This is a genomic window from Mucilaginibacter sp. 14171R-50, from assembly GCF_010093045.1.
GTDB lineage: Bacteria > Bacteroidota > Bacteroidia > Sphingobacteriales > Sphingobacteriaceae > Mucilaginibacter.
This window is the reverse complement of the sequence record NZ_CP048115.1, coordinates 3,990,134-4,015,420: the sequence shown is the minus strand read 5'-3', so window position 1 is coordinate 4,015,420 and position 25,287 is coordinate 3,990,134. Positions and strand designations below refer to the sequence as shown.

The following is a 25,287-nucleotide window of genomic DNA, read 5'->3' as shown; positions in this document are numbered from 1 at the left end:
ATTTCAACCTTAAAACGTTTCAACAATTACTTCTTTTTCGCCGCCGCTTTTTTCTTTGCGGGCGCTTTTTTTGCCGCGGGTTTGGCGGCGGCTACGGTTTTACCAAAACGGCCTTTTTTCGCGTCCTTAGGCATGGCATCAGCTAACGCTTTGCACTGTTCGTAAGTAAGCGTAGTTGGGTCGGTAATATCCTTCGGTATTTTAACATTTAGCTTGCCAAATTCAATGTAAGGCCCCCAGCGGCCATTTAAAACTTTAACAGTTTCATCTTCCGGAAACGACTTAATAAGTCTTTCGGCGTCTTTTTTACGTTTAGCCTCAATCAGTTCAATGGCCTGTTCTTCGGTAACATCAAGCGGATCTATCTCTTTTGGCAACGATACAAAAGCGCTGTTATGGCTTATGTACGGGCCAAAACGGCCAATGGCTACCTTCATCACCTTACCCTCGTACTCGCCAACCACTTTTGGCAGTTTAAACAGTTCAAGTGCTTCCTCAAGGCTAATGGTCTCAATACTCTGGCCCGTTCGCAGGCTGGCGTATAAAGGTTTTTCCTCATTTTCGTCGCTGGGGTTCTCGCCAACCTGAACAAAGGGGCCGTAACGGCCAATACGTACCGAAACCTTTTTGCCGCTCTCGGGGTGTACGCCCAACTCGCGTTCGCCGGTTGCCTTGTCGGCGGTTTCAATAGTACTTTGCACATCTTTATGAAATGGGTTGTAAAAGGTGCGGATCATCTTCGTCCACTCCTGCAAGCCCTGGGCTATCTCATCAAATTGTTTTTCAACGCTGGCGGTAAAGTTAAAATCAACGATGCCATGAAAATGCTGCACCAAAAAATCGTTCACCACCGCGCCGATATCAGTTGGGAACAGTTTCCCGCGTTCGGCGCCGGTATTCTCTGTTTTGGTTTCCTTTATGATGTTATCGCCCTTAAGCGTCATCACCCTAAAGTTACGCTGGCGGCCTTCGCGCTCCTCTTTAACCACATAACCGCGGTTTTGTATGGTAGATATAGTAGGGGCGTACGTAGAGGGGCGGCCGATGCCAAGCTCTTCTAACTTCTTCACCAAACTTGCCTCGGTATACCGTGCCGGCGGGCGCGAAAAACGTTCGGTAGCGGTTAGTTCCTGCAGATTTAAAACCTGGCCTTTTGTTAAAGGCGGCAATATAGCGTTCTCGCCATCAGCGGTTTGGTTTTCATCATCGTCGTCGCTGCCTTCCAGGTAAACTTTCAGGAAACCGTCAAACTTCATCACCTCGCCATTGGCCACCAGGTCTTCCTTTCGGGTTGATATACTGATCTTTGCAACGGTTTTCTCAAACTGCGCTTCGCTCATTTGCGATGCAATGGATCGTTTCCAGATCAACTCATATAAGCGTTTTTCGGCGCTTTCGCCATCAATAGTATGGTTACTGAAATAAGTGGGGCGTATAGCCTCGTGCGCTTCCTGCGCGCCAGCGCTCTTGGTTTTATACTTTCGTTGCTGATGGTATTTGTCACCGTAGGCCGATACAATTTCGGCCGCGGCGGCATTAAGTGCCGTATCGCTCAGGTTTACCGAGTCGGTACGCATATAAGTGATATATCCTGATTCGTACAAGCGCTGGGCTACCTGCATGGTACGCGCAACCGAGTAGCCGAGTTTCCGGCTCGCTTCCTGCTGCAGGGTAGAAGTGGTAAAGGGCGCGGCGGGCGAGCGTTTGGTTGGCCTCGTCTCCAGCGATTTGATCTCAAAGATGGCGTTAATGCAATCCTGCAGAAATTTTTCGGCATCTTCCTGCTTGCTGAAACGCTCGGGCAGTTCAGCTTTAAAAGCATCGCGACCTTTGCCGAATATCGCCACAATTTTAAAAGCGGCCTCGGCTTTAAATTTATTTACCTCGCGCTCGCGGTCAACGATCAGCCTAACGGCAACCGACTGAACACGGCCTGCCGACAGCGATGGTTTAACTTTCTTCCATAAAACGGGCGATAGCTCAAAACCAACCAGCCTGTCTAAAACGCGGCGGGCTTGCTGTGCATTTACCAGGTTGTAATCTATCTTACGGGGATTTTCTATGGCCTTCATAATGGCCGGCTTGGTTATCTCATGGAAAACAATGCGGCGGGTATCAGGTTCTTTTAATCCTAAGGTCTCAAATAAGTGCCATGATATGGCCTCTCCCTCGCGGTCCTCATCGGATGCGAGCCATACAACATCTGCTTCTTTAGCCAATTTCTTTAACTCGCTCACCACCTGCTTTTTATCGGCAGGTACCTCATATTTTTGATTGAAGTTATTGTTGATATCGATAGCATCTTCAGACTTCACCAGGTCGCGGATATGGCCGTAGCTTGATTTTACGGTAAAGTCCTTTCCGAGGTATCCTTCAATGGTTTTGGCTTTCGCCGGCGATTCAACTATGAGTAAATTTTTAGCCATTTAAGCGGGTGTTTTTTTGCAAAGAAAACATAAAATGCGTTAGAAACGCAAATTAATTATACTGTTGAAGGTTTGTAATGTTGTAAAGCTGGAAAGTTTTGAGGCTTTTTTGAGCTTTTAAAACGGTCATTGCGAGGTACGAAGCAATCTCTTTAAGAAGGTGTACATTTTGCGTAGCGTTTAGCTTAAGGAGATTGCTTCGTACCTCGGAATGACGTGCTGAGGACGATTAAATCAAAAATCCCCCGCCCAGCAGGTCGCTGCCTTCGTAGAATACGGCCGACTGGCCTGGCGCAATGCCTGATACCATATGATCGAACGATACCTTCATGTGGTCGCCTATCTGCACTATCTTGCTTTCGGTACCTGCATCCTTGTACCGTATTTTGGTTACGGCTTCAATGGGTTCTTTGATGCTTTCGTATTTAACCAGGTTAAGGTTGCGCACCCATGCTTCTTTCTTTTCAAGTTCTTCTATAGTGCCTAAAACAACGGTATTATTCTCGGGTTGAATTTTGGTTACAAACATAGGTTTGCCCAAAGCAATGCCTAAGCCCTTGCGCTGGCCAATGGTATAGTAAGGGTAGCCAAGATGTTTGCCCACCACGGTGCCGTCTGTTAATACAAAATTACCCGCGCCAACACGTTTGTCAAGGTCTTCAACTTTATGACGCAGAAACGCCCGGTAGTCGTTATCAGGCACAAAGCAGATCTCGTAGCTCTCGCTTTTGCCTGCCAGTTCCAGCTGACCCATATCTACGGCCATCTGTCTGATCTCAGGTTTTGAGAAACTGCCTAACGGGAATTTGGTACGCGCCAGGTTTTGCTGCGATACGCCCCAAAGCACGTATGATTGATCTTTATTTTCGTCTTTACCTTTTGATATTACATACCGGCCGTTATCCTGCAGGCGGATATTAGCATAATGCCCTGTCGCTATAAATTCGCAATCCAGCTTATCGGCACGTTTTAAAAGGGCTTCCCATTTTATGTGGGTGTTGCACAGTACGCAGGGGTTGGGGGTGCGGCCTGCAAGGTATTCGTCAACAAAGTTATCGATAACAAAATCGCCAAACTCATTACGGATATCCAGTATATAATGCGGGAAACCATAGCCAACGGCCAAAGCACGCGCATCGTTAATGCTGTCCAGACTGCAGCAGCCGGTTTCTTTCGAACTGCCGCCGCTTGCGGCGTAGTCCCAGGTTTTCATGGTAAGGCCGATAACCTCATAGCCCTGTTCGTGCAGCATTACTGCCGCTACAGAACTATCAACTCCGCCGCTCATTGCCACTAATATCCTACCGTGCTTACTCATAATGGCTGCAAAGATAAGGTTTTACAGTTTAAGGTGATGATGGCTTGGGTCAGGGGAGGGTAAAATGGTGTTTGCTTGTAAACCGTCATTGCGAGCGATAGCGTGGCAATCATCGATAGGCCTGTTAACAACCGCATGTATAAAGGTAATAGGTCGCGTTTGTGTTGTTATAAACGCCGGTCCGCTCATTGCCGCGGAGGGCTACTTCTTTTGTCTTGAAACAAAAGAAGCAAAAATTCAAGTCAGAGCGATGCTTCAGCCCGCCCTGCCGGTTCTTAACGCTTTTTTTCTCGATTGTTTGCTGCGCTCCAATCCATCGAAAAAAGCTAAACCGTCATTCCCGCCATACACCCGGCCCGCTCACTCTGACAGGAAGCCCCCCGCTCTTAAATGCCTGACAAAACGGAACGTCATTGCGAGCGTAGCGTGGCAATCTTCGATAGAAAAGCCGCTGAAAAGAAAAAGTACAGTCCTAACGTCACCGCCAAATGCGGCATTGGCCTGTTCGAGTAGTATAGCAATTGCTAAAGCACTTCCTTTCACAGAACAGGACGCAGCCGCGACTTTTCTTTTTGGTACTTTTTCTTTTGAGAGAAAAGAAAAAGTACATCCACTGACGACTTGGTGTAACACTGCCATTCCTAACGAAGAAGAGATAAACTGTTGCGCTTTTATGAACGTTGCCCTGCTCATTGCCGCGGAGGGCTACTTGTTTTTCGCTGTTGTTTGTTTTTTTAAGGTGCTCAAGAGGGCTTCGCCGTTTTGTCTTGAAACAAAAGAAGCAAAAATTCAAGTCAGCAAAAAGGCTTCTTTGCCGCACAAGGCCTTTACCCCGCAAACCGGGCAGAACCACGGGCTGGAAGCTTTTGCCCCACGCTTCGCCGCACATCCCTCGCTTCAGCAAAATTTCCTAATGCCCTTGCCACGCACAACCCACCATTGTTCTGCCCGCTTTCGCCCGAAGCTGCTTTGCTGACGAGAGAAAACATAAACCGTCATTGCGAGTGATAGCGTGGCAATCTTCTATAGAAAAGTCAGCCGCCAGGAAAGCACTGCCCTAACCTCACCTTAAATGCGGCATTGGCCTGTTCGGATAGTACAGGCATTGCATTGGCAACTTCTTTCACAGAACAGGACGCAGCCGCGACTTTTCTTTTTGGTACTTTTTCTTTTGAGAGAAAAGAAAAGTACATCCACTGACGGTCATATAACACAAACACATTCCTAACGAAGAACTAATTCAAATTATCATCTCGCGCCTGTAAAGAAGTGCTTAAAACTCTAAGTGTCTGTGACGAGATAAACGCAAACTGCGTACGCGTTAGTTGCAAAAGAGCGCGCGGGGTGCAAGGCTTAACTAAACACTTATATAAACAACACCATCCTTTTCCTGAACAGGGTAAACAGCTATATCATCCTTAGCGGGCCCGGCCTTAACAGCGCCCGTTTTACAATCAAACTGCGACCCATGCCAGGGGCACTGAACGGTGCCGCATATCATAGCCCCACCCGCCAACGAGCCGCCCTTGTGGCAGCAACGGTCTTCAAACGCTACATAGCCTTTACCGGTGTTACCCAGCACTATCCGTTTGGTGCCGATATGTATAAGCTTCATCTGGTCGGTTTTTAACTCGCCCGCGGCAGCAACTTCTATTAAACCGCTGCTGTTGGCTATATGCGCCTCGTTCCACTTGCCGGCGCCGGCATACCTTATATCTACACCTATCTGATTGCGGTATGCCAGTGTTCCGCCAAGCCATCCCGAAACGAAGAGCATAATAGTGCCCACGCTTTCGAGCGCTATGATCAAACCAACAGACGAATCATCCCGAAGCGTATATGCTATCGCGAAAACAACCACCAGTGTAAGGTTAACCAGGCCGTGAGTTGCGGCACGCTTTTTACCGGAGCTATCAGGCGGTACGGTCCCGAAGTAATCTATAACGCCTGGTATCGCAGCTATAAGCGCGGTGATTATCCCGGCAATTTCCAGATAGCCCCCAGTTTGCCAGTAACTGCTGTTCCCGGTGGTTACCCTTAAAATATCGAAAACTAATGTCCCGATCAAAAATGCGATGGGGAAGGGTATAAGTATAGGATGAATAGGGTGCCCTTTGATGTTTGCCTTGCTTCTCATGGTTATATAGTTGCTAACTATATAAAACATAAGGCCATGCTTTGTTTTTACGAAAGCGCGATTAAGGCGTACGTATCTGCCCGTTGCCTTTAACTATCCATTTATAGCTGGTCAGTTCTTCGAGCCCCATTGGGCCGCGTGCGTGCAGTTTTTGGGTACTGATGCCTATTTCGGCGCCAAGGCCAAACTGAGCACCATCGGTAAAGGCGGTTGAGGTGTTTACATAAACCGCAGCTGCATCAACACGATTCAGGAAAGACTCGATATTCAGCTCATCCTCAGATATGATAGCCTCGCTGTGTTTAGAACTGTTTATGGCGATATGATGCAATGCCTGATCTAAATTATCCACTGTTTTTATAGACAGCTTCATCGATAAAAACTCGGTACCGAAATGTTCGGGCTTAGCTTCTTCCAAAAGATGGGCCGGGTATATGCCATCAAGCACTTCGTAAGCCCTTTTATCGGCATAAATTGTTACACCTTTTTGGCCCAATGGTTCGGCTATATGCAGCAGGTCGCCCAGCCGTTTGCTGTTGATGATGAGGCAATCCAGCGCGTTGCAAACACTTACCCGGCGGGTTTTGGCGTTATCCACAATGGCGATGGCTTTCTCCAGGTCGCCGGTTTCATCAAAATAGGTGTGCACAATGCCTGCACCGGTTTCTATCACGGGCACCTTGCTGCTGTTACGTACATAATTTATAAGCGATTGGCTGCCCCGGGGTATCAGCACATCCACATAACCTACCGCATTCAACAAAGCCTCCGTAGCTTCACGTTCAACAGGCAGCAGGGTGGCAAAATTAACATCGATATTGTGTCCGGATAAAACCCCGTGAATGACCTTCATAACGGCACGGTTCGAAAAAGCTGCATCGCTGCCTCCCTTTAATATGCTGATATTGCCGGTTTTAAAACACAGCGCAAAAACATCAAAAGTAACATTTGGCCGTGCTTCGTAAATTACGCCAACTACACCCAGGGGTACGCGTACTTTTTTAATATGCAAGCCATTAGGAAGGGTTGTTTCTGATAACACTTTACCCAGCGGACTATCCATCCCGGCCACGTTCTCCATATCGGCGGCTATTGCTTTTATTCTTGCGGCAGTAAGTGTAAGGCGATCGTATTTGGGGTCGGCAGGGTCCATGCGTTCCAGGTCTTTTTTGTTTTCCTGCAACAGGTAATCCGTTTGTTCAACTGCGGCCCTGGCCACATCAAGCAACACCTGGTTAATAACAGCCGGGGACAGGGCGGCGTTACGGCCGGCAATTAAAGCATTTTCAAAATAGTGTTTGTAATCCATGTTATCCCTGCAAATAAAGGTAATCGTAATGTACCAGTGCCTTCTGGTTTTTTTTACCGGTTAGTTCGCGGGCTTTGTCCGACCCGTACTCAGCCAGCCCCAGGCCTATGGTTTTGTTGTGCTCGTCGGTTATCTTAATGATCTCGCCCTTCTTAAAATCCGATATTATTTTAATTATCCCCACCGGTAGCAAACTGGATGCCTTATTTGAAATAAGTACTGTTTTAGCACCCTCGTTCACCTGCACCACACCGGTTGCCGAGTTCTCAGAATGGGCTATCCATTTCTTTTTGCCCGATGCTTTTTTAGTAGGGGTAAAGCAGGTATGCAATGCCTTGTTAGCCAATACATCTGTAAGGATATTTTCTTTTGTACCGTTGGCTATGTGCACCGCTATACCCAGCTTGGCTGTTTTTTGGGCGATGGTTGATTTGGTGATCATTCCACCGCGGCCAAACTGCGAGCGCCCCGAACTTACGAAGGAAGAAAAATCTATTCCCGCATCGTTTACTTCGGTAATTACCGATGATGTGGCCAGTTTTGGGTCGCCGGTGTAAACGCCGTCTACATTGGTTAACACGATGAGGGCCTGCGCGTTCAGCATGGCCGCTATCAGCCCGGCAAGTTCATCATTATCGGTAAACATCAGTTCGGTTACCGATACCACGTCGTTCTCGTTTATTACCGGGATAACATTATACTGCAACAATATTTCCAGGCAGTTACGCATATTCAGGTAATGAAGCCTGTCGCGGAAATCCTCTTTGGTTACCAGTACCTGCGAGCAAAGCAGCTTAAATTTTTCGAATAGCTGTGAATAGGTATTGATCAGTTTTACCTGCCCTATAGAGGCAAGTAATTGCCGCACGGCCACCGCGTCTGATTTTTCGGAAACCGATATCAAACTCCTGCCGGATGCTACCGCGCCCGACGATACCAGTATCACTTCGATACCCTGCCTTTTAATTTCGGCTATCTGGTTTACCAAATGGGCAATACGCTCTGCATCGGGCAGGCCATCTGCACGGGTAATAACGTTCGAACCTATTTTGATAATAATGCGCCGGTAGTTGAATGACATTAATGTATAGCGATTTAGTCGACAATAATAACAATTTGCCGTTGGATTCGGATGGGAAATATATAAATACCAACCGGGTAGGTGGGTTACTCATCATCCCTTTTTATTGCGTAGTTGTAATAAATATCAGGCATCACGTAAGATTAAAATATTATTTTTTATAAAAATATTTGGACGGTACAGAACATTTTTTACTTTTGTCTACTTATTCTATAGACAATGTATTATTTATCTATGCCCTTGTTACTTTTCATACCCCGAATGCAGTGCCCAACTGCATGCTGTTGTTGTTAATACACCCCGAAAACAACAGAATTTTCTTCAATTTTTTCAACCTTATTCCATGAGATCCTTTACGAATTTCTATAAGATCATTGTGCTTTTTTTAACCCTTTTGCCGGGCGCGGCAATGGCCCAGCTAAATGGTAACTACGCCCTGAGCGGCAAGGTAAACGACGACCACGGCCAGCCGCTAACAGGTACAACGGTATCTATAAAAGGTACCGATAACCGCACCGCCACCGACACCGCCGGCAGGTTTACGCTTCAAACTAATGCTAAACTTCCATTCACGCTGGTGTTTAGCGCGGTAGGTTTTCAAACCCAGGAGTTTGTGATAAAGAACGCGCAAAGCGCTTTAAATGTGCAGCTTAACACCCAGGCTTTATTAATAAACGAGGTGGTGGTTACCGCATCCCGAAGGGAAGAAAAGCTTTTACGGTCGCCGGTGGCTATCGAAAAGCTGAGCATCACCGCCCTTAAACAATCGCCCGGCCCAAGCTTTTACGATGCGCTGGAAAACGTGAAAGGGGTGCAAATGACCACCACCAGTATCACCATGAAAGTGCCCAATACGCGCGGCTTTAACAGCCCTAACAACTTTAGGTTCATGCAATTAGCTGACGGGGTAGATATGCAGTCGGCCACACTTGGCGTACCTCTTGGCAACGCCATTGGCCCTACCGAACTGGATATAGCCAGCATCGAAATTACTCCCGGCGCTGCCGCTGCCTTGTATGGTACAAATGCTATCAATGGGTTATCGAATTTGTTTACCAAAGACCCATTTAAAACACAGGGGCTTAGCTTTTACCATCGCACGGGTATCAATCATGTAGATGGCATAGGCGCTAAGCCAAGTGCCATTAATGAAACCGCTATCCGCTTTGCAAAAGCCTGGAACGATAAATTCGCCTTTAAAGTGAATGCCAGTTATTTAACCGGCACCGACTGGCAATCTAACACCCGGTTGGATCAAAACCCCGGTAACCTTAAAACAGCCAATCCGGCCTATCCTGAACTTGCCGGCGCCAGCAACGCCGCTTATGATGGCTGGAACAAATACGGCGACGACGCGCTTGCCGGCAGCAACACCGTATCTATAAAGGGCATTGTGGTTGATGGCGTTGCCAGGCCAAACCTGACCGTTGCCCGTACGGGTTATAACGAAGTGGACCTGGTTGATCCCAAGGTTACCAATTTAAAGCTGGATGGTACGCTCGCCTATAAAATTACCCCGACAACCCAGCTGTCGTACACCTACCGGTATGGCACTATGGACGGGGTTTTTCAGCGGGGTAATAAAATATCCCTGAATGGCGCATCGGTACAAAATCATAAGGTTGAACTGAAAGGTGCCGACTTTTTGGTACGGGCGTATGAATCTATCGAAAACACGGGTAACTCTTTTAACGTTAAGCCCCTGGCCGATAACCTGGATCTAAACCACGCCAGCAATTCCGCATGGGGAACATCTTACAAAAACGCGTTAACCGCGTATGCAAATGCGCATGGCGGGGCTTTAACATCTGCTAACCTGGCTGCTGCGAGTGATGCGGCCCGAGCCGCAGCAGATGCGGGCAGGGTAGAGCCGGGTACACAGGCCTTTAACGATCTGCGCAAAACCATTATCGGTATCAATAACTGGGATATAAAATCGAGTCTGATACCTAACGCGCCGGTTACCGGCGGGGCCGCTTTGGTACAAAAAAGCCATTTATTTAACGCCGAAGCCCAGTGGGACCTTACCAAAAAAGTAAAGTTTGTTGACCTGCTGGTTGGTGCCGACGTACGTGTTTACAACATCATCCCCGATGGGAATAATTTTGTGGACTTTAACCGCCCCATTGCCGACAGGAACACCCCTTTTGCTGATGGGAGCTTCGGCGATAATGTAACCTATAAAAAGTATGGCGCTTTTACCCAGCTTACCAAAACCTTATTTGACGATAAATTAAAGCTTTTCGGCTCTATCCGATGGGACCGTAACCCGTACTTCGATCCCAAATTTACACCAAGACTGGCAGCGGTTTATTCTCCAACGCAAAACCATAATTTCAGGTTTACATTCCAGAACGGTTATCGCTTTCCGTCGTTGTTCGAGGCGCTATCATATGTAAATAACGGCCGTGTAAAACGTGTGGGCAGCCTGGAGTTTATTAATGAAGGACTGGGCTACCTGAACAATAGCTACACGCAGCAATCGGTAACCGCCTTTAATGCCGCTGTAAAGGCACAGTCGACCACCGGAGACGATGCCACCGCCCTGGCTAACCGTGGCTTGTTAAAAGTAGCCGACCTGCCGAAGGCCCGGCCCGAACAGATCACTTCGTTTGAGGTTGGTTATAAAGGAATCTTTTTCGATAACAAAGTTTTTGTGGACATAGATGCCTATGCTAACCGCTATAACGGCTTTTTAGGCCAGGTACAAGTATTTGTGCCGAACGCAGCAACAGTGGGCTCAGATGCGGCCGTATTAGCCATGCTGGATATTAACCGCGACCCTACAACCGCCACTGCCAATAATGCCGCAAGCGCGGGTCAGAGCCGTTACCGGGTTTATACCAATGCCAAAAACATTTATAACAACTACGGATCTTCGGCCGGATTAAGCTACAATTTCTATCAAAAATATACCGTATCGGGCAACGTTAGCTTCAATAAACTGAAAGCGCAGCAAACCTCAGATATTTTTGTTACAGGCTTTAATACACCCGAGTGGAGCGGTAATTTTTCGTTCGGCAACCGCGAGGTAGTCAAAAACCTGGGCTTTAACCTGGTGTACAAATGGCAGCAGGCCTACCTGTGGGAAAGTCCGCTGGTCACCGGAACCGTGCCCGCCATCCACACGCTTGATGCACAGGTTACCTTGAACGTACCGGTGTACCATGCCACGTTCAAGGTCGGCGCTACAGATATATTCAACAAACGCTACATCCAATACGCTGGCGGCCCAACCATTGGCGGCATATACTACGCATCGGTTACGCTTGATGGGTTGCTGAGCGGGAAGTAGTTTTAAGTCTTAAGTTTCAAGTCCAAAGTCTGAAGTTAGGTGTGGAGCTACTTCGGACTAAAGACCCCGGACTTTACATAAAGATCCTATTTGTTTTTTAGGTATAATTTAGTTTTTCGAAAAGCGGGCGGGCGAGCTGCCCGCTTTTTTTGTGGGAATAATTATCGTGGGGACGAACCTGTTACTATTGATAGCTATTCGCGTTGTAGGCGGAATTGTTAACTTTGCGCCCTTAATAAATTCAAAAACGATGAGCGAATTAGCCCCTTGCCCGGTCTGCAAATCACCCTATACTTATGAACTTGAAAGCATGCTGGTTTGCCCGGAATGCGGACACGAATGGCCCGCCACAGAAGAACAAGGAGCTGAGGACGGTTTTGTGGTTAAAGATAGTAACGGCAATATTCTGCAGGATGGCGACACCGTAGTAACCATCAAAAACCTCCCTGTAAAAGGCACTTCGCAAACTATCAAAGCCGGCACAAAGGTTAAAAACATCCGTTTGGTGAACAGCGATCACAACATCGATTGCAAAATAGATGGTTTTGGTGCAATGGCGCTTAAATCGGTGTTTGTTAAAAAAGCCTGAGCCGGTTTATAGCAGGTGTGAATCGCTTTGCTGACTTTTGAAGAGCAATACTGAAACCAGTTAGGATAGCCAGGGGGCACTTAAACGCAAGAACCCCGCACGAGTTGCACCTCGCACAGGGTCTTCTTACCTCACTTAACGGTTTATATAATAATTGGAAATTATTCCGGTTACTCTACCGACTGGCGCAGCATCAGCGCGCCTACGGTTACATTGGTGCGGCTATCGATAATAATAGCGCCGCCATTGGCTTTGTTTACCTGGTAGGGGTCGAAAGCTAAAGGCTCGGCGGTTTTTATTACGATACGGCCAATATCATTCAGTTTAAACTCTTCATCAAAGTCCTTTTCCAGCGTGTTAATATTCACTTTGTATATTATCTCCTGTATTTTGCAGCGGATGGTTTTGGTATTGTGCTGCACCAAATAGGTAAGCGAGGTATCCAGCGGGCGAGTATCCATCCAGCACAGGTCCGCCTCGATAACGTTGCTTAGTTGCGGCTGCCCTGCGCTGTTAACAATGATGTCGCCCCGGCTGATATCAATATCGTCCTGCAGGTGTACCGTTACCGACATGCCCGCCAAAGCTTCTTCGGGCTGTTTATCATAAACTTCAATTTTCGAAATAGTGGAGCTAAAACCAGAAGGGAGTACCGTAACCTTGTCGTTTACCTTGAACGATCCGCTTGATACACGGCCGGCATAGCCGCGGTAATCGTGCAGTTCATCCGTTTGAGGGCGCACCACCCATTGTACAGGCAGGCGGGCATGTGCCGATGAATCGTCTATTTTAAGTTCTACATTCTCTAAATGCTGCAGCAGGCTATCGCCCAGGTACCAGCTCATTTTTGATGACGGGTAAACAATATTATCACCTTTTAAAGCGCTTACCGGTATGTAGGTAACATTCTCCAGGTTAACCTTGGCTGCCAGCTTTTTATAGTCTGATAGGATCTTTTTAAAAACATCCTCGCTGTAATCAACCATATCCATTTTGTTGATGGCAACCACCACCTGCGGTATTTGCAGCAGCGACACCAAAAACGAATGCCGTGTAGTTTGCTCCACAACACCCTTACGGGCATCTATCAGGATAATGGCTAACGCCGCGTTGCTGGCACCGGTAACCATGTTACGGGTGTACTGGATGTGCCCGGGCGCATCGGCAATAATAAATTTACGCTTATCGGTCTCAAAATATTTGTAGGCTACATCAATGGTAATGCCCTGCTCGCGCTCGGCTTTAAGGCCGTCGGTTAAAATGGCAAGGTCAATACTGCCGTCGTCGTTCTTGCGGTTTGATGCATGCAGGGCCTCCAGTTGGTCGGCCAGGATAGCTTCGCTATCGTATAACAAACGACCGATCAGCGTGCTTTTGCCATCGTCTACACTGCCTGCGGTTATAAATTTTAGTATATCCATTGTTGGATTTTAGATTTTAGAATTACGATTTCGGATTTATTTACATTTTGATTTTTGGTAGGTTTTCAATTGAGATATGCGCTATACACAAATCCCAAATCGTAAATCCGAAATCAAAAATATCCTCCCTTTTTCCTGTCTTCCATAGCGGCTTCGCTTACTTTATCGTCCATGCGGGCGCCGCGTTCGCTGATTTTTGAGGATGCTATCTCGTCGATAATGTCGTCTATCTCAAAAGCGTACGATTCGACAGCTGCAGTACAGGTCATGTCGCCAACGGTGCGGAAACGCACGTTACGGCGCTCTATCACATCATCTTCATCCATGTTTAAAAATGGCGACGCTGCCATTAGCTGACCGTTGCGGGTGATACAATCGCGCTGATGTGCAAAGTAGATCGTAGGCAACGGAATGTTTTCGCGGCGGATGTAGTTCCATACATCAAGCTCCGTCCAGTTGCTTATCGGAAATACGCGCACGTTCTCGCCCTTGTGGATCTTGCCGTTGTAAATATCCCAAAGCTCGGGGCGCTGGCGTTTTGGGTCCCACTGGCCAAATTCGTCCCGTACCGAAAAGATACGCTCTTTGGCGCGGGCCTTCTCCTCGTCGCGGCGGGCGCCGCCAATACAGGCGTCAAAACCGTGTTTGGCAATGGTATCCAGCAGGGTAACGGTTTGCAAAGGGTTGCGGCTGGCGTTTTTTCCCTTTTGTTCCACTACCTTTCCTTCGTCAATAGTGTCCTGCACATGGCCGATGATCAGCTTTTCGCCGATGCGGGCTATCATTTCATCGCGGTAAGCAATTGTTTCTTCAAAATTGTGACCTGTATCTATATGAACCAGCGGGAAAGGGAACTTACCCGGCCGAAAGGCTTTTAAAGCCAAATGCACCAGGGTGATAGAATCTTTACCGCCGCTAAATAACAACGCAGGTTTTTCAAACTGCCCCGCTACTTCGCGCAGAATATATATGGCCTCTGCTTCTAACTCGTCCAGGTAATCTAACCGGTATTTGCTCATTTTATACTTATTTTTTATAGTCTAAAGCTTAAAGCAGAAAGCGAAAGGCTTTTTGCCGTGCATCTTCAGTCTTCCAGCTTTCGGCTTTATTCTTTCAGCTTTCAGCTTACGTAACGTGTAAACCACACTCTTTTTTGCTTTGGTCTTCCCACCACCAGCGCCCGGCCCTAAAATCTTCGCCGGACTGTACCGCCCTGGTGCAGGGCAGGCAGCCAATACTTGGGAAACCCCTATCATGCAATGTATTGTAGGGGATATTATATTGTTTGATGTAAGCTTTTACATCCTCTAATGTCCAGCGGAAAATGGGATGGAACTTAATAAGGAGGTTGCCTGCATCCCATTCCACATTGTGCATATCCTCACGGTTGGGCGATTGCTCGGCACGGATGCCGGTTATCCAGCACTGGTTGCCTGCCAGCGCGCGGTGCAGCGGCTCTATCTTACGGATGCCACAGCACTCTTTACGGTTATCAACCGACTCGTAAAAGCTGTTTGGGCCTTTGGCGTTCACCATTTGCTCCAGCTTGTTATTATCCGGATAGTACGCATGGATAGGCTTGCCGTAGATCTCCATAGTGCGGTTCCACACATAATAAGTTTCGGGGAACAGGCGGCCGGTTTCGAGCGTGAAAACCTTTATGGGGATATTATTGGCAAATATCATGTGCGATATTGCCTGGTCTTCCCATCCAAAACTGGTCGAAAAAACGATCTCGCCGGTAAACAACTCTGCTAAAGCATGCAGGGCATCCACCGGGTGTTTGCCGTTCACCAATCGCGATATGTAATCGGTAGCCACCATCATATTACCCTGATTAAAAAGTTAATGATACTACGGATGCTGATAAGGATAACAATTACCCCAACCGACAGCATAATGGCTTTTGCCGAGATCCTGTTAGAGATGCGTGCAGCTATCGGCGATGCCAGCGCGCTGCCAATAACCAAACCTGCCACAGCATCCCAGTGCGAGCTGTTGAGCATAGTGATAAAGGTAAGCGAGCTCATGAGCGCGATAAAGAATCGCGAAAGCTTTACGGTACCCAACGAAAAACGGGGATGGCGGCCGCCGGCAATGAGTGTAGATAAAACAATAGAACCCCAGCCGCCGCCGCCAACAGCATCAATAAAGCCGCCCCCTAAACCCAACAGCGATATTTTTTTTATTTTTTCGGTTTTGTGTTTACGGTTAAGGTCGATAGCTTTTTTCAGGATAACGGTACCCAGTATCAGGGTATAAAGTGATACTGCAGGTTTGGTGTATTGCGCGTAATGCTCTAATGAGGATAATAAATACGCCCCGGCTACCGCGCCCACGATACCGGGTATCAATAATAACTTAAACAGTTTCCAGTTTACGTTGCCCATGCGGTAATGCATCCAGCCTGCTATGCCGTTGCTCATAATTTCGGATAAGTGTACCCCCATACTTGCTGAAGCGGGCGGGATGCCCATTGAAAGCGAAAAAGTGGTTGATGTTACCCCATACGACATGCCGATGGCACCATCTACCAGGGCAAACAAAAAACCTGCCCCCAGGAAGTAATAAAACACCGGCGAAATGGTTTCTACGTAACCCCTGAACGCGGGGTCTTTAAACCATAAGGCCGCAATGGCGATCAACAAAAAGGCGATAGATGCACCCCAAACCAATAACTTAAGATTTTTATTGCTCGGCGGTTTTTGCCCGCCTATCAGCACAGCGGTTACCCGGTTCAGCTCTTTTACCTTATGGGTAAAATCGCCTGCCAGGGTGTTGCGCACCTCGTTCATTTGCTGCAGGGTAATATCCAGGTCGGCGGGCAGGGCGTCGCCTAAAACTTCTTTAAGGCGTTTGGCTATGGTTGGTGATTTCCCGTTGGTAGAAATGCCAATTTTAAGGTCGCCCTTTTGTACGATGGAGCCTAAATAAAAATCGCACAGTTCCGGCTTATCCGCTACGTTTATCAGCAGTTTGCGGTCGTGCGCCGCCTGGCGGATGTATTTGTTCAGTTCGCTGTCGTTTGTAGCGGCTATCACAATGTCGGCATTGTCAAGATCATTATCGGTAAATGATTTTTGCACGATCTTTACCATCGGGTATTGTGCCACCAGTACATGCACAGCAGGTAAAAAATCTTTAGAAATAATGGTAACAGCAGCGGCAGGACTGTTTTGCAGCAACGCCGTTAGCTTTTCCAAACCAACCTTGCCACCGCCAACCAGCGCAACATGCAGGTTATTAAGCTTTAAAAACACCGGGAACAATTGGTTGCCCTGTGTTTGTTGCGGCTCTACTGCTGTTAAACCATTATCTTGCGGCAACAACGTCATAAACTTCTTTTATCAATTTAAACTGCGGATGTAACGATACTACTTCGCCCAACACAATAAGGGCAGGAGAGGTGATACCCTGTTGGGCAGCCAGGTCTGCAATGTTATCGGCTACGCCAATAACTACCTTTTCGTTAACGGTGGTGCCGCTTTGTATCACGGCAACAGGCAATTGGCCTTTGCCTTCGTTTATAAAAATCTCTGCAATTTGTGCAAGCTTGTGTATACCCATCAGCACTACAATTGTAGCGCTGGTTTTAGCGGCATCGTAAAGGTCGGCGGATATTTTACCATCACTTTTAGTACCGGTAACCACCCAAAAACTTTCGCTTAGCCCCCGGTGGGTAACAGGAATGCCCTGTAATCCGGGTACACCTATCGAACTTGAAATTCCCGGAACTACCTGCGTAGGAATATTATACTCCGCGGCAAAATCCAGTTCCTCGTGCCCGCGACCAAACACAAAGGGGTCGCCGCCTTTTAAGCGTACCACATGGCCGTAATTTAAGGCGTAATCAACCATTAGTCTGTTGATATTATCCTGCGAAAAGGTATGATCGCCCGAGCGTTTTCCTACATATATCTTAGTGGAGTTTGCGGGGGCAATTTCCAGCAGTTCGTCGTTCACCAGGGCATCATATAAAACCACATCTGCGGTTTGCAGGGCTTTAATGCCTTTTAACGTGATCAGTTCCGCATCGCCGGGGCCGGCGCCAACAAGGGTAATGCGTGCTTGTTTTATCGTATTGGTATCGTTGTTTATCATAGCTGCAACACTGCCTCTCTTTTTAATTTTGTTGCTTCTAAAAAATCTGCAGCCTGCTGTTTGTAAGCAGCGGCAAACTCTTGCGAAGGTTCGTTTTTATTTATTTGTAGCACCAGGTCGTTAAAGGTGCCGTCTAAATTGATCTCCCCGGTTGAAACGTAATGATTATCAAACTCGCGGATAATGCCTGCCTGTGTGCTGCTGTTAACACCCTTATCAAGCAATAATGCCTTGGCAGCACTGATGAAGGTATTGTAAGCATGGTAAATAGCATCAGACCAGGCCCCATTATCGTATGAAGTGTTTGCCCAGCCCAGTTTCTCCTCCGACTCATATAACAGGGTAGCTACCAGGTCGATGATCACCCCTGCGCATTCTCCCACGCCAATGGCCGATACATAGGTTTCCTGGTGGCCCCAGTCAACAAACTCGTCGTCGGTTAGGGTGGTCAGGTCGGCCAGGGGTTTTAGCAGGCGATAGAAATAATCTTTACCCTGCCTGTCGTAATAAGCGTGGAAGGTTTCTTCTGATATGGAATTAGTTTTATAATCATCCAAAACAGTCCTTAATACATGCGTTGCCCTTTTTGACGGCACTTTTATTACCCTTTCGGCGATGCGGCCAACGCCGTTACCAACGGTGCCGCCTCCCAGCATTACCTGTACCGACGGTAACACTTTTGTGCCCGCCTTAAGCGAGCTGCCGTGAAAGCCTATATGCGCCAGGCCATGCTGACCACAGCTGTTCATACAGCCGCTTATTTTTATTTTGATATCGCGGTTGGTAACAAACTCGTCGTATTCGTTATAGATCAGATCTTCCAGCACGCGCGCCATGGTCATACTGTTGCTGATGCCCAAGTTACAGGTATCGGTGCCCGGGCACGTAGTAACATCGGCAACACTGTCGAAACCCGGAGTAGCGAAATTGAGCGCATTTAAACCCTCATATAAGGCAGGCAACGCTTCTTTTCGCAAATATTTTAGCAGGAGCCCCTGGTTCTGCGTGATACGGATCTCGTCGGCGGCGTAGGGCTGTATGGCGGCCACCAGTTTGCGGGCCACCGCGGTTGGGATATCGCCCACGGTAACTTTAATGTAAACGCCATAAAAACCGGCCTGCTTTTGTTCAAAAACATTGGTAGCCAGCCACTGCTCGTAACGGAACGGGTTGGTAATTTCTACATCGCTGTAAACGTTATCTTCCGGCAGCGCAGGCTGCGGTACAGCGTCGCGGTTAATTTTTAAGCTTTTTACTTTTAGGGCGGTGCGCTCTTCCCGGGCCAGGCGCAATACTTCATCTAAACCTATTTTTTGGATAAGATATTTTAAACGTGCCTTGTTACGGTTATTGCGCTCGCCATGGCGGTCAAACACCCGGATGATCGCCTCGATATAAGGTATCAGCTGATCCTCGGGTAAAAATTCTTCTACGGGGCTGGCCAATAGTGGCTGGGCGCCCAGGCCACCGCCTAACAGTATCTTAAACCCGCGTTCCCCGGCTTCGTTTACTGTAGGTATCGCGCCAATATCATGGATGTAGGAGAAAGCAGTATCAGCCTCGCTTGATGAGAAGGAGATCTTAAACTTGCGGCCCATTTCCTGGCAGATGGGGTTGCGTAGGAAATATTCGAAAGTTGCCTGTGCATACGGCGAAACATCAAACGGTTCCAGCGGATCGATCCCGGAGGTGGGGGACGATGTTACGTTACGCACGGTATTGCCGCAAGCTTCGCGCAGGGTAATGTCGTCCTGCTCCAGTTCGGCCCATAACTGCGGTGTACGGTCCAGGCTAACATAATGTATCTGGATATCCTGGCGCGTGGTAAGGTGCAGGTTGCCGCTGCCATACTCGTCGGCTATGTCGGCAATTTTTAAAAGCTGTTTAAAAGTAACCTTGCCAAACGGTAGTTTAATACGCACCATTTGTACACCGGGCTGCCTTTGGCCATAAACCCCGCGCGCCAGGCGGAGGCTCCTGAACTTTTCGTCGTGTATTTTGCCCTCGCGGAACGCACGGATCTTTCTTTCCAGGTCTATGATGTCCTGTTCCACTATAGGGTTCTCCAGTTCTGTTCTGAAGCTTTGCATATTCGGTACGTAATTTAGTTAACTCAAAAAAAAGCCCCTTCGGCTGTGGCTGAAGAGGCGAATATTATCTATTTACACATTTACAGCCATGATGTATCCGCCCACATACAGCAGTTAATCAGGTTGTTATGATATGTAATTTGTATTTGCTTCATTTTAATTCCCCAAATATATATATAGTATACGGAATTAGTAGAATTTATTTAAAAAAAGTTGGGAAAGAAGGATTAGATTTAACTACAGCTTGCACAAAGTAAGAAAACACGGAGGTGATAAAAAGAGCCGTCATTGCCAGGTACAAAGCAATCTCCCGATGGAAAAGTAGGCAGCCTGCCTAAAGAGATTGCTTTGTACCTCGCAATGACGTGTTGGTATGGTGACACGGTATTGTCACCATAAATATTAAATGATTGATTACCAGGTGTTCACGTGTGTTCACGGTGTTCACGTGCGCCGAACGTGAACACTTTGCGCGGCAACGCGTGTTGTAGGGTCTCGTAAAACAAAAAAGCACCGCTTTGGCGGTGCTTTAATATCTGACAGGACAACATCTTAAGTAGTGTAGCCCAGTATCTTTAATACCTGTTTACTATTTTGTTCTTCGCCAAATACCTCAAAATTGAAGGTTTCGTCCCTGTTGCGCCGTATAATAACGTGTTTTGGTGATGGCAGCAGGCAGTGGTGTATGCCGCCGTAGCCGCTCAGTACTTCCTGGTAGGCGCCGGTATTAAAAAAGCCCAGGTACTGCACCTTACGGGTTTTTGGCATATATACGCTGTTCATGTGGGCCTCCTGGTTGTAATAATCCTGGCCGTCGCAGGTGATGCCACCCAGGTTAACACGTTCGTATTCGCTGTCCCAGTTATTAATAGGCAAAAGGATGTATTTTTGGTTAAGCGCCCAAACATCCGGCAGGTTGGTAATGAACGAGCCATCCAGCATCAGCCACTTTTCGCGATCGTTCTGCTGCTTGCGGCCCAATACTTTGTACAATATGCCCGAAGCTTCGGCAACCGTATATTTACCGAATTCGGTAATAATGTCCGGTTCCATGGTGTCGTGCTCGGCGCAGATCTCTTTTATACGGCTTACGATCTCGTTAATCATGTACTCGTAATCAAAATCAAACACCAGCGAATCTTTGAAAGGCATGCCGCCGCCGATATCCAGCGTATCTAAATGCGGATTTATCTTTTTGAATTTGCAGTAAAGCGTTACGTATTTCTCTAGCTCGTTCCAATAGTAAGGGGTGTCTGAAATACCCGAGTTGATGAAGAAATGCAGCAATTTTACCTGGAAATTTGGATTGTTCTCTATCTTATTATGATAAAAGTCTATCACGTCCTCCATACGCACACCCAGGCGCGAGGTGTAAAACTGCGAGTCGGGCTGCTCTTCAGCCGCTATACGTATGCCCAGATTGCAGGGCGTATCCAGTTCGACCTCGTCATCGTATAGGTTAAATTCTTCTTTATTGTCCAGTACCGGGATGATGTTCTTGAACCCATCGTGCAGCATATCAATAATATACTGCTTGTACTGGAAGGTCTTAAAGCCGTTGCAAATAACGGTCATATCCTTGCTTAAAGCGCCTTTTTTCTCCAGCGCGTCAATCATAGGCATATCAAAAGCCGACGATGTTTCCAGGTGGATATCGTTACGCAGGGCTTCTTCTACAATATGCTTAAAGTGCGAGCTTTTGGTGCAATAGCAATACTTATAGGTACCGCGGTAGTTATTTTTAATAATAGCTTGCTGAAAAAGCAGCTTTGCCTGCTGTATTTTCTTACTGATTATAGGCAGATAAGTAAAACGCAGGGGGGTGCCATACGTTTCAATCATCTCCATTAAATTGAGGTCGTTAAAATAAAGTTCGTCCTCTATTATCTCAAAACCATCCTGTGGGAAACCAACGCTCAGGTCAAGAAATTCCTGGTAACTCTGCATTCTTTAAAATTTGGTGCAAATGTATATTTTAAACGGATTTATTTGCTATTTGTTGGGTGGAATTTTTATAGTAGGAATGTAATTTATTTGAGAGGGTTCTTTTCTGAACCTTGATTTGCAGGATTATGTGATTACCGGGACTGCTTAGTGTTTGTTAGCGTAATGATCAACAACACTTAGGACGGCTAAATGCAAAGTTTTTATGCGTGGCGGCTTGTTGGTGAGGATACCAACAAGGATAGTAAATTATAAAAGATAGCCAGCACGAGTGCGCCAGCGAAAAGGTTAAACTATAACGGGCCCTTTAGGGTTATTTTTAAATGCATTCACCAAAATAAAAATGATATTCGCAAGGTAAAGCAAACATGCTGTTATCAATATCATTTCCGGTCGGCCTATTCTATGAAAGGATGGTAAACGTACATTGCTGAATAACGTAGTGTAAAGGAGCCCCAGCAACAGGCACCAAATGCTTTCAGCTAATAGAAGTCGTTTCGCAATTTTATCAATATTAGCTATTTGACCTCTTTTTAGCATCCAAAAAATAAAGGGTATAATAATGCCAAGCAGCGGAAATATAATGAAACACAATGCCGAAAGGGTTAAAATTGTGATAAAGGTTTTCCCTTGTGAATCGGCAGCGATAGGTTCTGTTTGAATTGCGGCGCCTAATAACAACGGGGTGGTACCTAATGCGCCGGCAATTTGTTGCAATGTATATCCACGTGGTTCGGTCTCATTACTTTCAATCCTTTGAACGGTGCGCAAACTTATCTGCGCCAACTCGGCGAGTTTATCCTGACTTAACCCGTTTTGTATCCTTAATTGTTTAATGTTTTTTGCGATGCTCATGTCTTTCCTTACCGATATATTGTACAAATGTACTACCGACGAAGCTCTTTCAGCAAGCGGTATCTATACGTCATATATACGACATTTGATTATCAGAAGATAACCACAGCGCTCAACTGGCTAATCCATAACCTCCAAATGCACCTCGGCCATCATACATCGTGCGCTGCCGCCGCCGTTGGTTTCAATGGTGCTGATATCAGCATATACCAACTTGCCATACTTTTCTAAAGTCGTTTTTTGCTGAGCGGTTAATGACTGAAAGGCGGCCTGGGACATTACCACCAGGACATCACCATTCTTATTTTTTACTTCCAGCATATTGCCCGCAAAATGGTTCATCTGATCGAAAGTAATATCGATTACCTCTTTGCCTGTCGATTTTAGTGAAGAGATAACTGCATCTTTTTCCTGCGCGTTGGCGATGCTATCCAGACAAATCACTGCAAACCCGCTGCCAATGGCCATCAACACATTGGTATGGTAAATAGCTTTCCCGTTTTGGTCGACGGCATCAAAGGTTACCGCTTTGTATCCGGTGTAATCGCAAAAGGCTTTCAATACTTCGGCATTGGTACGGGGCGACAGGCAGGCATAGGCTATTTTATTCTCCCTGTCCAGCACCATGCTGCCGGTGCCTTCTAAAAACTGATTTTTTGCTTCGTGACGACTCAGATCTATCACATGATTGGCCTTAAAGTTACCTTCCAGTTGGCGGATGATATCCTCCCGGCGTTCCAGGCGGCGGTTTTCGGCCTGCATAGGGTACAGGAATATATCGCCCGTATCATGAAACGAGATCCAGTTGTTGGGAAAGATAGAGTCGGGGGTATGGGGTTCGGCAGTGTCGTTTATTACCGTTACGTTTACATCGTTATCGCGCAGCACCTTAACAAAATCGTCAAACTCCTGCTGCGCCTTTTGCTGCACTGCCTGCTGGTCAGCATCCTGTTTCTGAAAGGCGTTACTTTGGGCAGTTTGGGCGTTAAAGCCGAACGCCACCGGGCGTATCATTAATAGGTTATTTGTGCTTTGCATTTGTTCAATATTTAATGTTTCATAGGTCATGGCAGTTTATGGTTCAGATAGAGATACTATGAACTATCATCTATGAACCATGAACACTAAAGAATTGAATCACGTTTGAGCGGCATGCTCATGCAATGGAAGCCGCCCCGCGCACGCGAAAGCTCGGCTGATGGCATTAATATCAACGTGTCCTTCAAATCCTGGGGATTTAACGCGCCGCTTTCAAACTCTGGCAGCAGATCGGTAACGTGAACGACATTGAAGCCGCTTTGCTTAAAAGCTTCAACGGTTTTGTCGTTACGGTCGTAACCCAGCACTACGCCATCTTTGAGGGCCAGCAGGTTGCAGCTGTCAGTCCACTGCTCGCGTGCATCAAATGGAAACTTGTCGTTACCTGAGTAAATAAATTTGGTGGGCTCGGTACAGTCCAGGTCCTTTTGGCTAATGTTATCTAACAGGTCTTCCAGGGTGTCAAAAGTTTTCGGCTTTTTATCTTTCCTGAACTGTACTATCTCCGGCTTATCTTTATTCTTTTTATCGGCAAACCAGGCAATCGGTTCGCGCTGCGATTGCTCACTTTCAGTAATCGTTAACGATCTTAGCAGCACCCACACATTTCGCTTTACCTGTGTAAAAACGGTATCAATGTGCATATAATCGCGTTTGTGGGGGATTTTTACGATGGTTATCTTATTCACTACATCATTCTCAAACAATAACTTTATGGCTTCGTTAGCCCCGCTGATAGAGGTACGCTCGCTGCATCCAATGATCAGGTGCTGCGGACTAACCATCATCACATCGCCGCCTTCCAGCGTAGTTTTTTCTTCATTCGCTTCGCCCGGGCGTAAAAAGTGCTGCTTGTTTTCGGAGATCTCTATGATGTTATCACGATAGGCCTCAAACATGGGGTGGTTAAAAAAGATATAACGCATCAGCAGTGTCTCGCGCGAACGCGCCTTTTTAGCAGGCTTGTTCAGTAAAATGTGGTTATTGATGGCAATACCCAGGTCTCGGGAGAATATCAGGTTGGGGATAGGCGCGAAGATCATGGTGTCATCGTCCAACGAACCCGAGATAAATATTTTGGCCAGCTCAACCGGATCGGTATCTATCAATTGTAACTGCAGGCGGTAGTTGCAGCTTTCAATAGCGCACACGGAAGCAACCAGTTTCTTGCGGATATCATCCTTTTGCAAAATATCGCTCAGCAGTGTTTGTATCTCGATGACCTTTGCAGAATTATGGAAAGCGGGATTATCCGGTTTGAAAAAATCGCGGTTGCTTTCCGGACTGTCTATCTCGTTCAGCTTGCCCTTTATCTTATCAGGATCAAGAAAATACATCAGCAGTTTAATGTAATAATCGTATTCCTTGCGGCGCATGGTGTCCAGGTGCACAATATCCTCAAACAACCAATCCTGAGCCTTTGAGGGTACCACTTTGCCCAATCCGCTATCGGGGCTATGTACCAAAAGTACGCGCAGGTTGCCAATCTCAGATGTTACATCTATCTTAAAATCCCGGTTAGTAAGTGTCATAAATGGTTATAAGAAGAAACAAAGCTATTGTTTTTTAGTGATGGTTCATAGTTGATAGTTCATGGTTGATGGTTTTGAAATAGGGATAAAGCCTGCCGCTAAATTCTATGAACTATGAACCATCAACCATGAACTTATTTATTAATTTTGC

At 46.9% G+C, this 25,287-nt stretch carries 18 protein-coding genes; 3 read left to right on the top strand and 15 right to left on the bottom strand.

What is annotated here, in order from left to right; all coding sequences use genetic code 11:
- Positions 1-26: 26 nt before the first annotated feature.
- A complete protein-coding gene (topA, locus tag GWR56_RS18220; protein WP_162432627.1) occupies positions 27-2,426 on the bottom strand; it encodes a type I DNA topoisomerase in 2,400 nt (799 codons plus the stop codon).
- 229 nt (positions 2,427-2,655) lie between these two features.
- The gene (gene mnmA / locus GWR56_RS18215; protein ID WP_162432626.1) at positions 2,656-3,744 is read right to left on the bottom strand and encodes a tRNA 2-thiouridine(34) synthase MnmA; all 1,089 of its coding nucleotides are present in this window, start codon (positions 3,742-3,744) and stop codon (positions 2,656-2,658) included.
- Between the two features lie 250 nt (positions 3,745-3,994).
- Here mnmA and GWR56_RS18210 point away from each other — a divergent pair, with 250 nt between their 5' ends.
- On the top strand, positions 3,995-4,720 hold the full coding sequence (locus GWR56_RS18210) for a hypothetical protein (RefSeq protein WP_162432625.1): 726 nt from the start codon (positions 3,995-3,997) through the stop codon (positions 4,718-4,720).
- A gap of 381 nt (positions 4,721-5,101) precedes the next feature.
- Here the strand turns inward: GWR56_RS18210 and GWR56_RS18205 are convergent, their stop codons facing one another.
- From GWR56_RS18205 to proB, 3 genes are all read right to left on the bottom strand, one after another.
- Entirely contained in the window at positions 5,102-5,881 is a 780-nt protein-coding gene (locus GWR56_RS18205; RefSeq protein ID WP_162432624.1) for a DUF2231 domain-containing protein, read from the bottom strand.
- 61 nt (positions 5,882-5,942) lie between these two features.
- Positions 5,943-7,190 carry a glutamate-5-semialdehyde dehydrogenase gene (locus tag GWR56_RS18200; RefSeq protein ID WP_162432623.1) on the bottom strand — a complete coding sequence of 416 codons (1,248 nt, stop codon included), beginning with the start codon at positions 7,188-7,190 and terminating at the stop codon, positions 5,943-5,945.
- Position 7,191: 1 nt separating this feature from the next.
- Complete coding sequence (proB, locus tag GWR56_RS18195) at positions 7,192-8,271, bottom strand: glutamate 5-kinase (protein WP_162432622.1); 1,080 nt, start codon at positions 8,269-8,271, stop codon at positions 7,192-7,194.
- Positions 8,272-8,614: 343 nt separating this feature from the next.
- Between proB and GWR56_RS18190 the strand changes: the two genes are divergently transcribed.
- Both GWR56_RS18190 and GWR56_RS18185 read left to right on the top strand, forming a co-directional pair.
- Positions 8,615-11,566 carry a TonB-dependent receptor gene (locus tag GWR56_RS18190; protein ID WP_162432621.1) on the top strand — a complete coding sequence of 984 codons (2,952 nt, stop codon included), beginning with the start codon at positions 8,615-8,617 and terminating at the stop codon, positions 11,564-11,566.
- Positions 11,567-11,816: 250 nt separating this feature from the next.
- Positions 11,817-12,155 (top strand): zinc ribbon domain-containing protein YjdM, encoded by a 339-nt coding sequence (locus GWR56_RS18185; protein WP_162432620.1) that lies wholly within the window; start codon positions 11,817-11,819, stop codon positions 12,153-12,155.
- A 170-nt stretch (positions 12,156-12,325) separates the two neighbouring features.
- On the opposite strand, the gene GWR56_RS18180 is transcribed toward GWR56_RS18185, so the two are convergent.
- From GWR56_RS18180 to GWR56_RS18135, 10 genes are all read right to left on the bottom strand, one after another.
- Complete coding sequence (locus tag GWR56_RS18180; RefSeq protein WP_162432619.1) at positions 12,326-13,576, bottom strand: sulfate adenylyltransferase subunit 1; 1,251 nt, start codon at positions 13,574-13,576, stop codon at positions 12,326-12,328.
- 113 nt (positions 13,577-13,689) lie between these two features.
- Positions 13,690-14,595, bottom strand: coding sequence for a sulfate adenylyltransferase subunit CysD (gene cysD / locus GWR56_RS18175; RefSeq protein WP_162432618.1), 906 nt, complete (start codon positions 14,593-14,595; stop codon positions 13,690-13,692).
- Positions 14,596-14,701: 106 nt separating this feature from the next.
- Positions 14,702-15,403 (bottom strand): phosphoadenylyl-sulfate reductase, encoded by a 702-nt coding sequence (locus GWR56_RS18170; RefSeq protein WP_162432617.1) that lies wholly within the window; start codon positions 15,401-15,403, stop codon positions 14,702-14,704.
- Positions 15,400-16,911, bottom strand: coding sequence for a TSUP family transporter (locus GWR56_RS18165; RefSeq protein ID WP_162432616.1), 1,512 nt, complete (start codon positions 16,909-16,911; stop codon positions 15,400-15,402). The genes GWR56_RS18170 and GWR56_RS18165 overlap by 4 nt, the downstream gene beginning before the upstream one ends.
- Entirely contained in the window at positions 16,889-17,677 is a 789-nt protein-coding gene (gene cobA / locus GWR56_RS18160) for a uroporphyrinogen-III C-methyltransferase (RefSeq protein WP_162432615.1), read from the bottom strand. The genes GWR56_RS18165 and cobA overlap by 23 nt, the downstream gene beginning before the upstream one ends.
- A complete protein-coding gene (locus tag GWR56_RS18155) occupies positions 17,674-19,767 on the bottom strand; it encodes a HEPN domain-containing protein (protein WP_162432614.1) in 2,094 nt (697 codons plus the stop codon). Before GWR56_RS18155 ends, cobA begins: the two co-directional genes overlap by 4 nt.
- Before the next feature lie 552 nt (positions 19,768-20,319).
- Complete coding sequence (locus GWR56_RS18150; RefSeq protein ID WP_162432613.1) at positions 20,320-21,714, bottom strand: arginine decarboxylase; 1,395 nt, start codon at positions 21,712-21,714, stop codon at positions 20,320-20,322.
- Positions 21,715-21,999: 285 nt separating this feature from the next.
- Positions 22,000-22,566 carry a helix-turn-helix domain-containing protein gene (locus tag GWR56_RS18145; protein ID WP_162432612.1) on the bottom strand — a complete coding sequence of 189 codons (567 nt, stop codon included), beginning with the start codon at positions 22,564-22,566 and terminating at the stop codon, positions 22,000-22,002.
- A gap of 120 nt (positions 22,567-22,686) precedes the next feature.
- Entirely contained in the window at positions 22,687-23,634 is a 948-nt protein-coding gene (gene ctlX / locus GWR56_RS18140; RefSeq protein ID WP_238395265.1) for a citrulline utilization hydrolase CtlX, read from the bottom strand.
- A 56-nt stretch (positions 23,635-23,690) separates the two neighbouring features.
- Positions 23,691-25,136, bottom strand: coding sequence for an arginine deiminase family protein (locus GWR56_RS18135; protein WP_162432611.1), 1,446 nt, complete (start codon positions 25,134-25,136; stop codon positions 23,691-23,693).
- Positions 25,137-25,287: the final 151 nt, after the last annotated feature.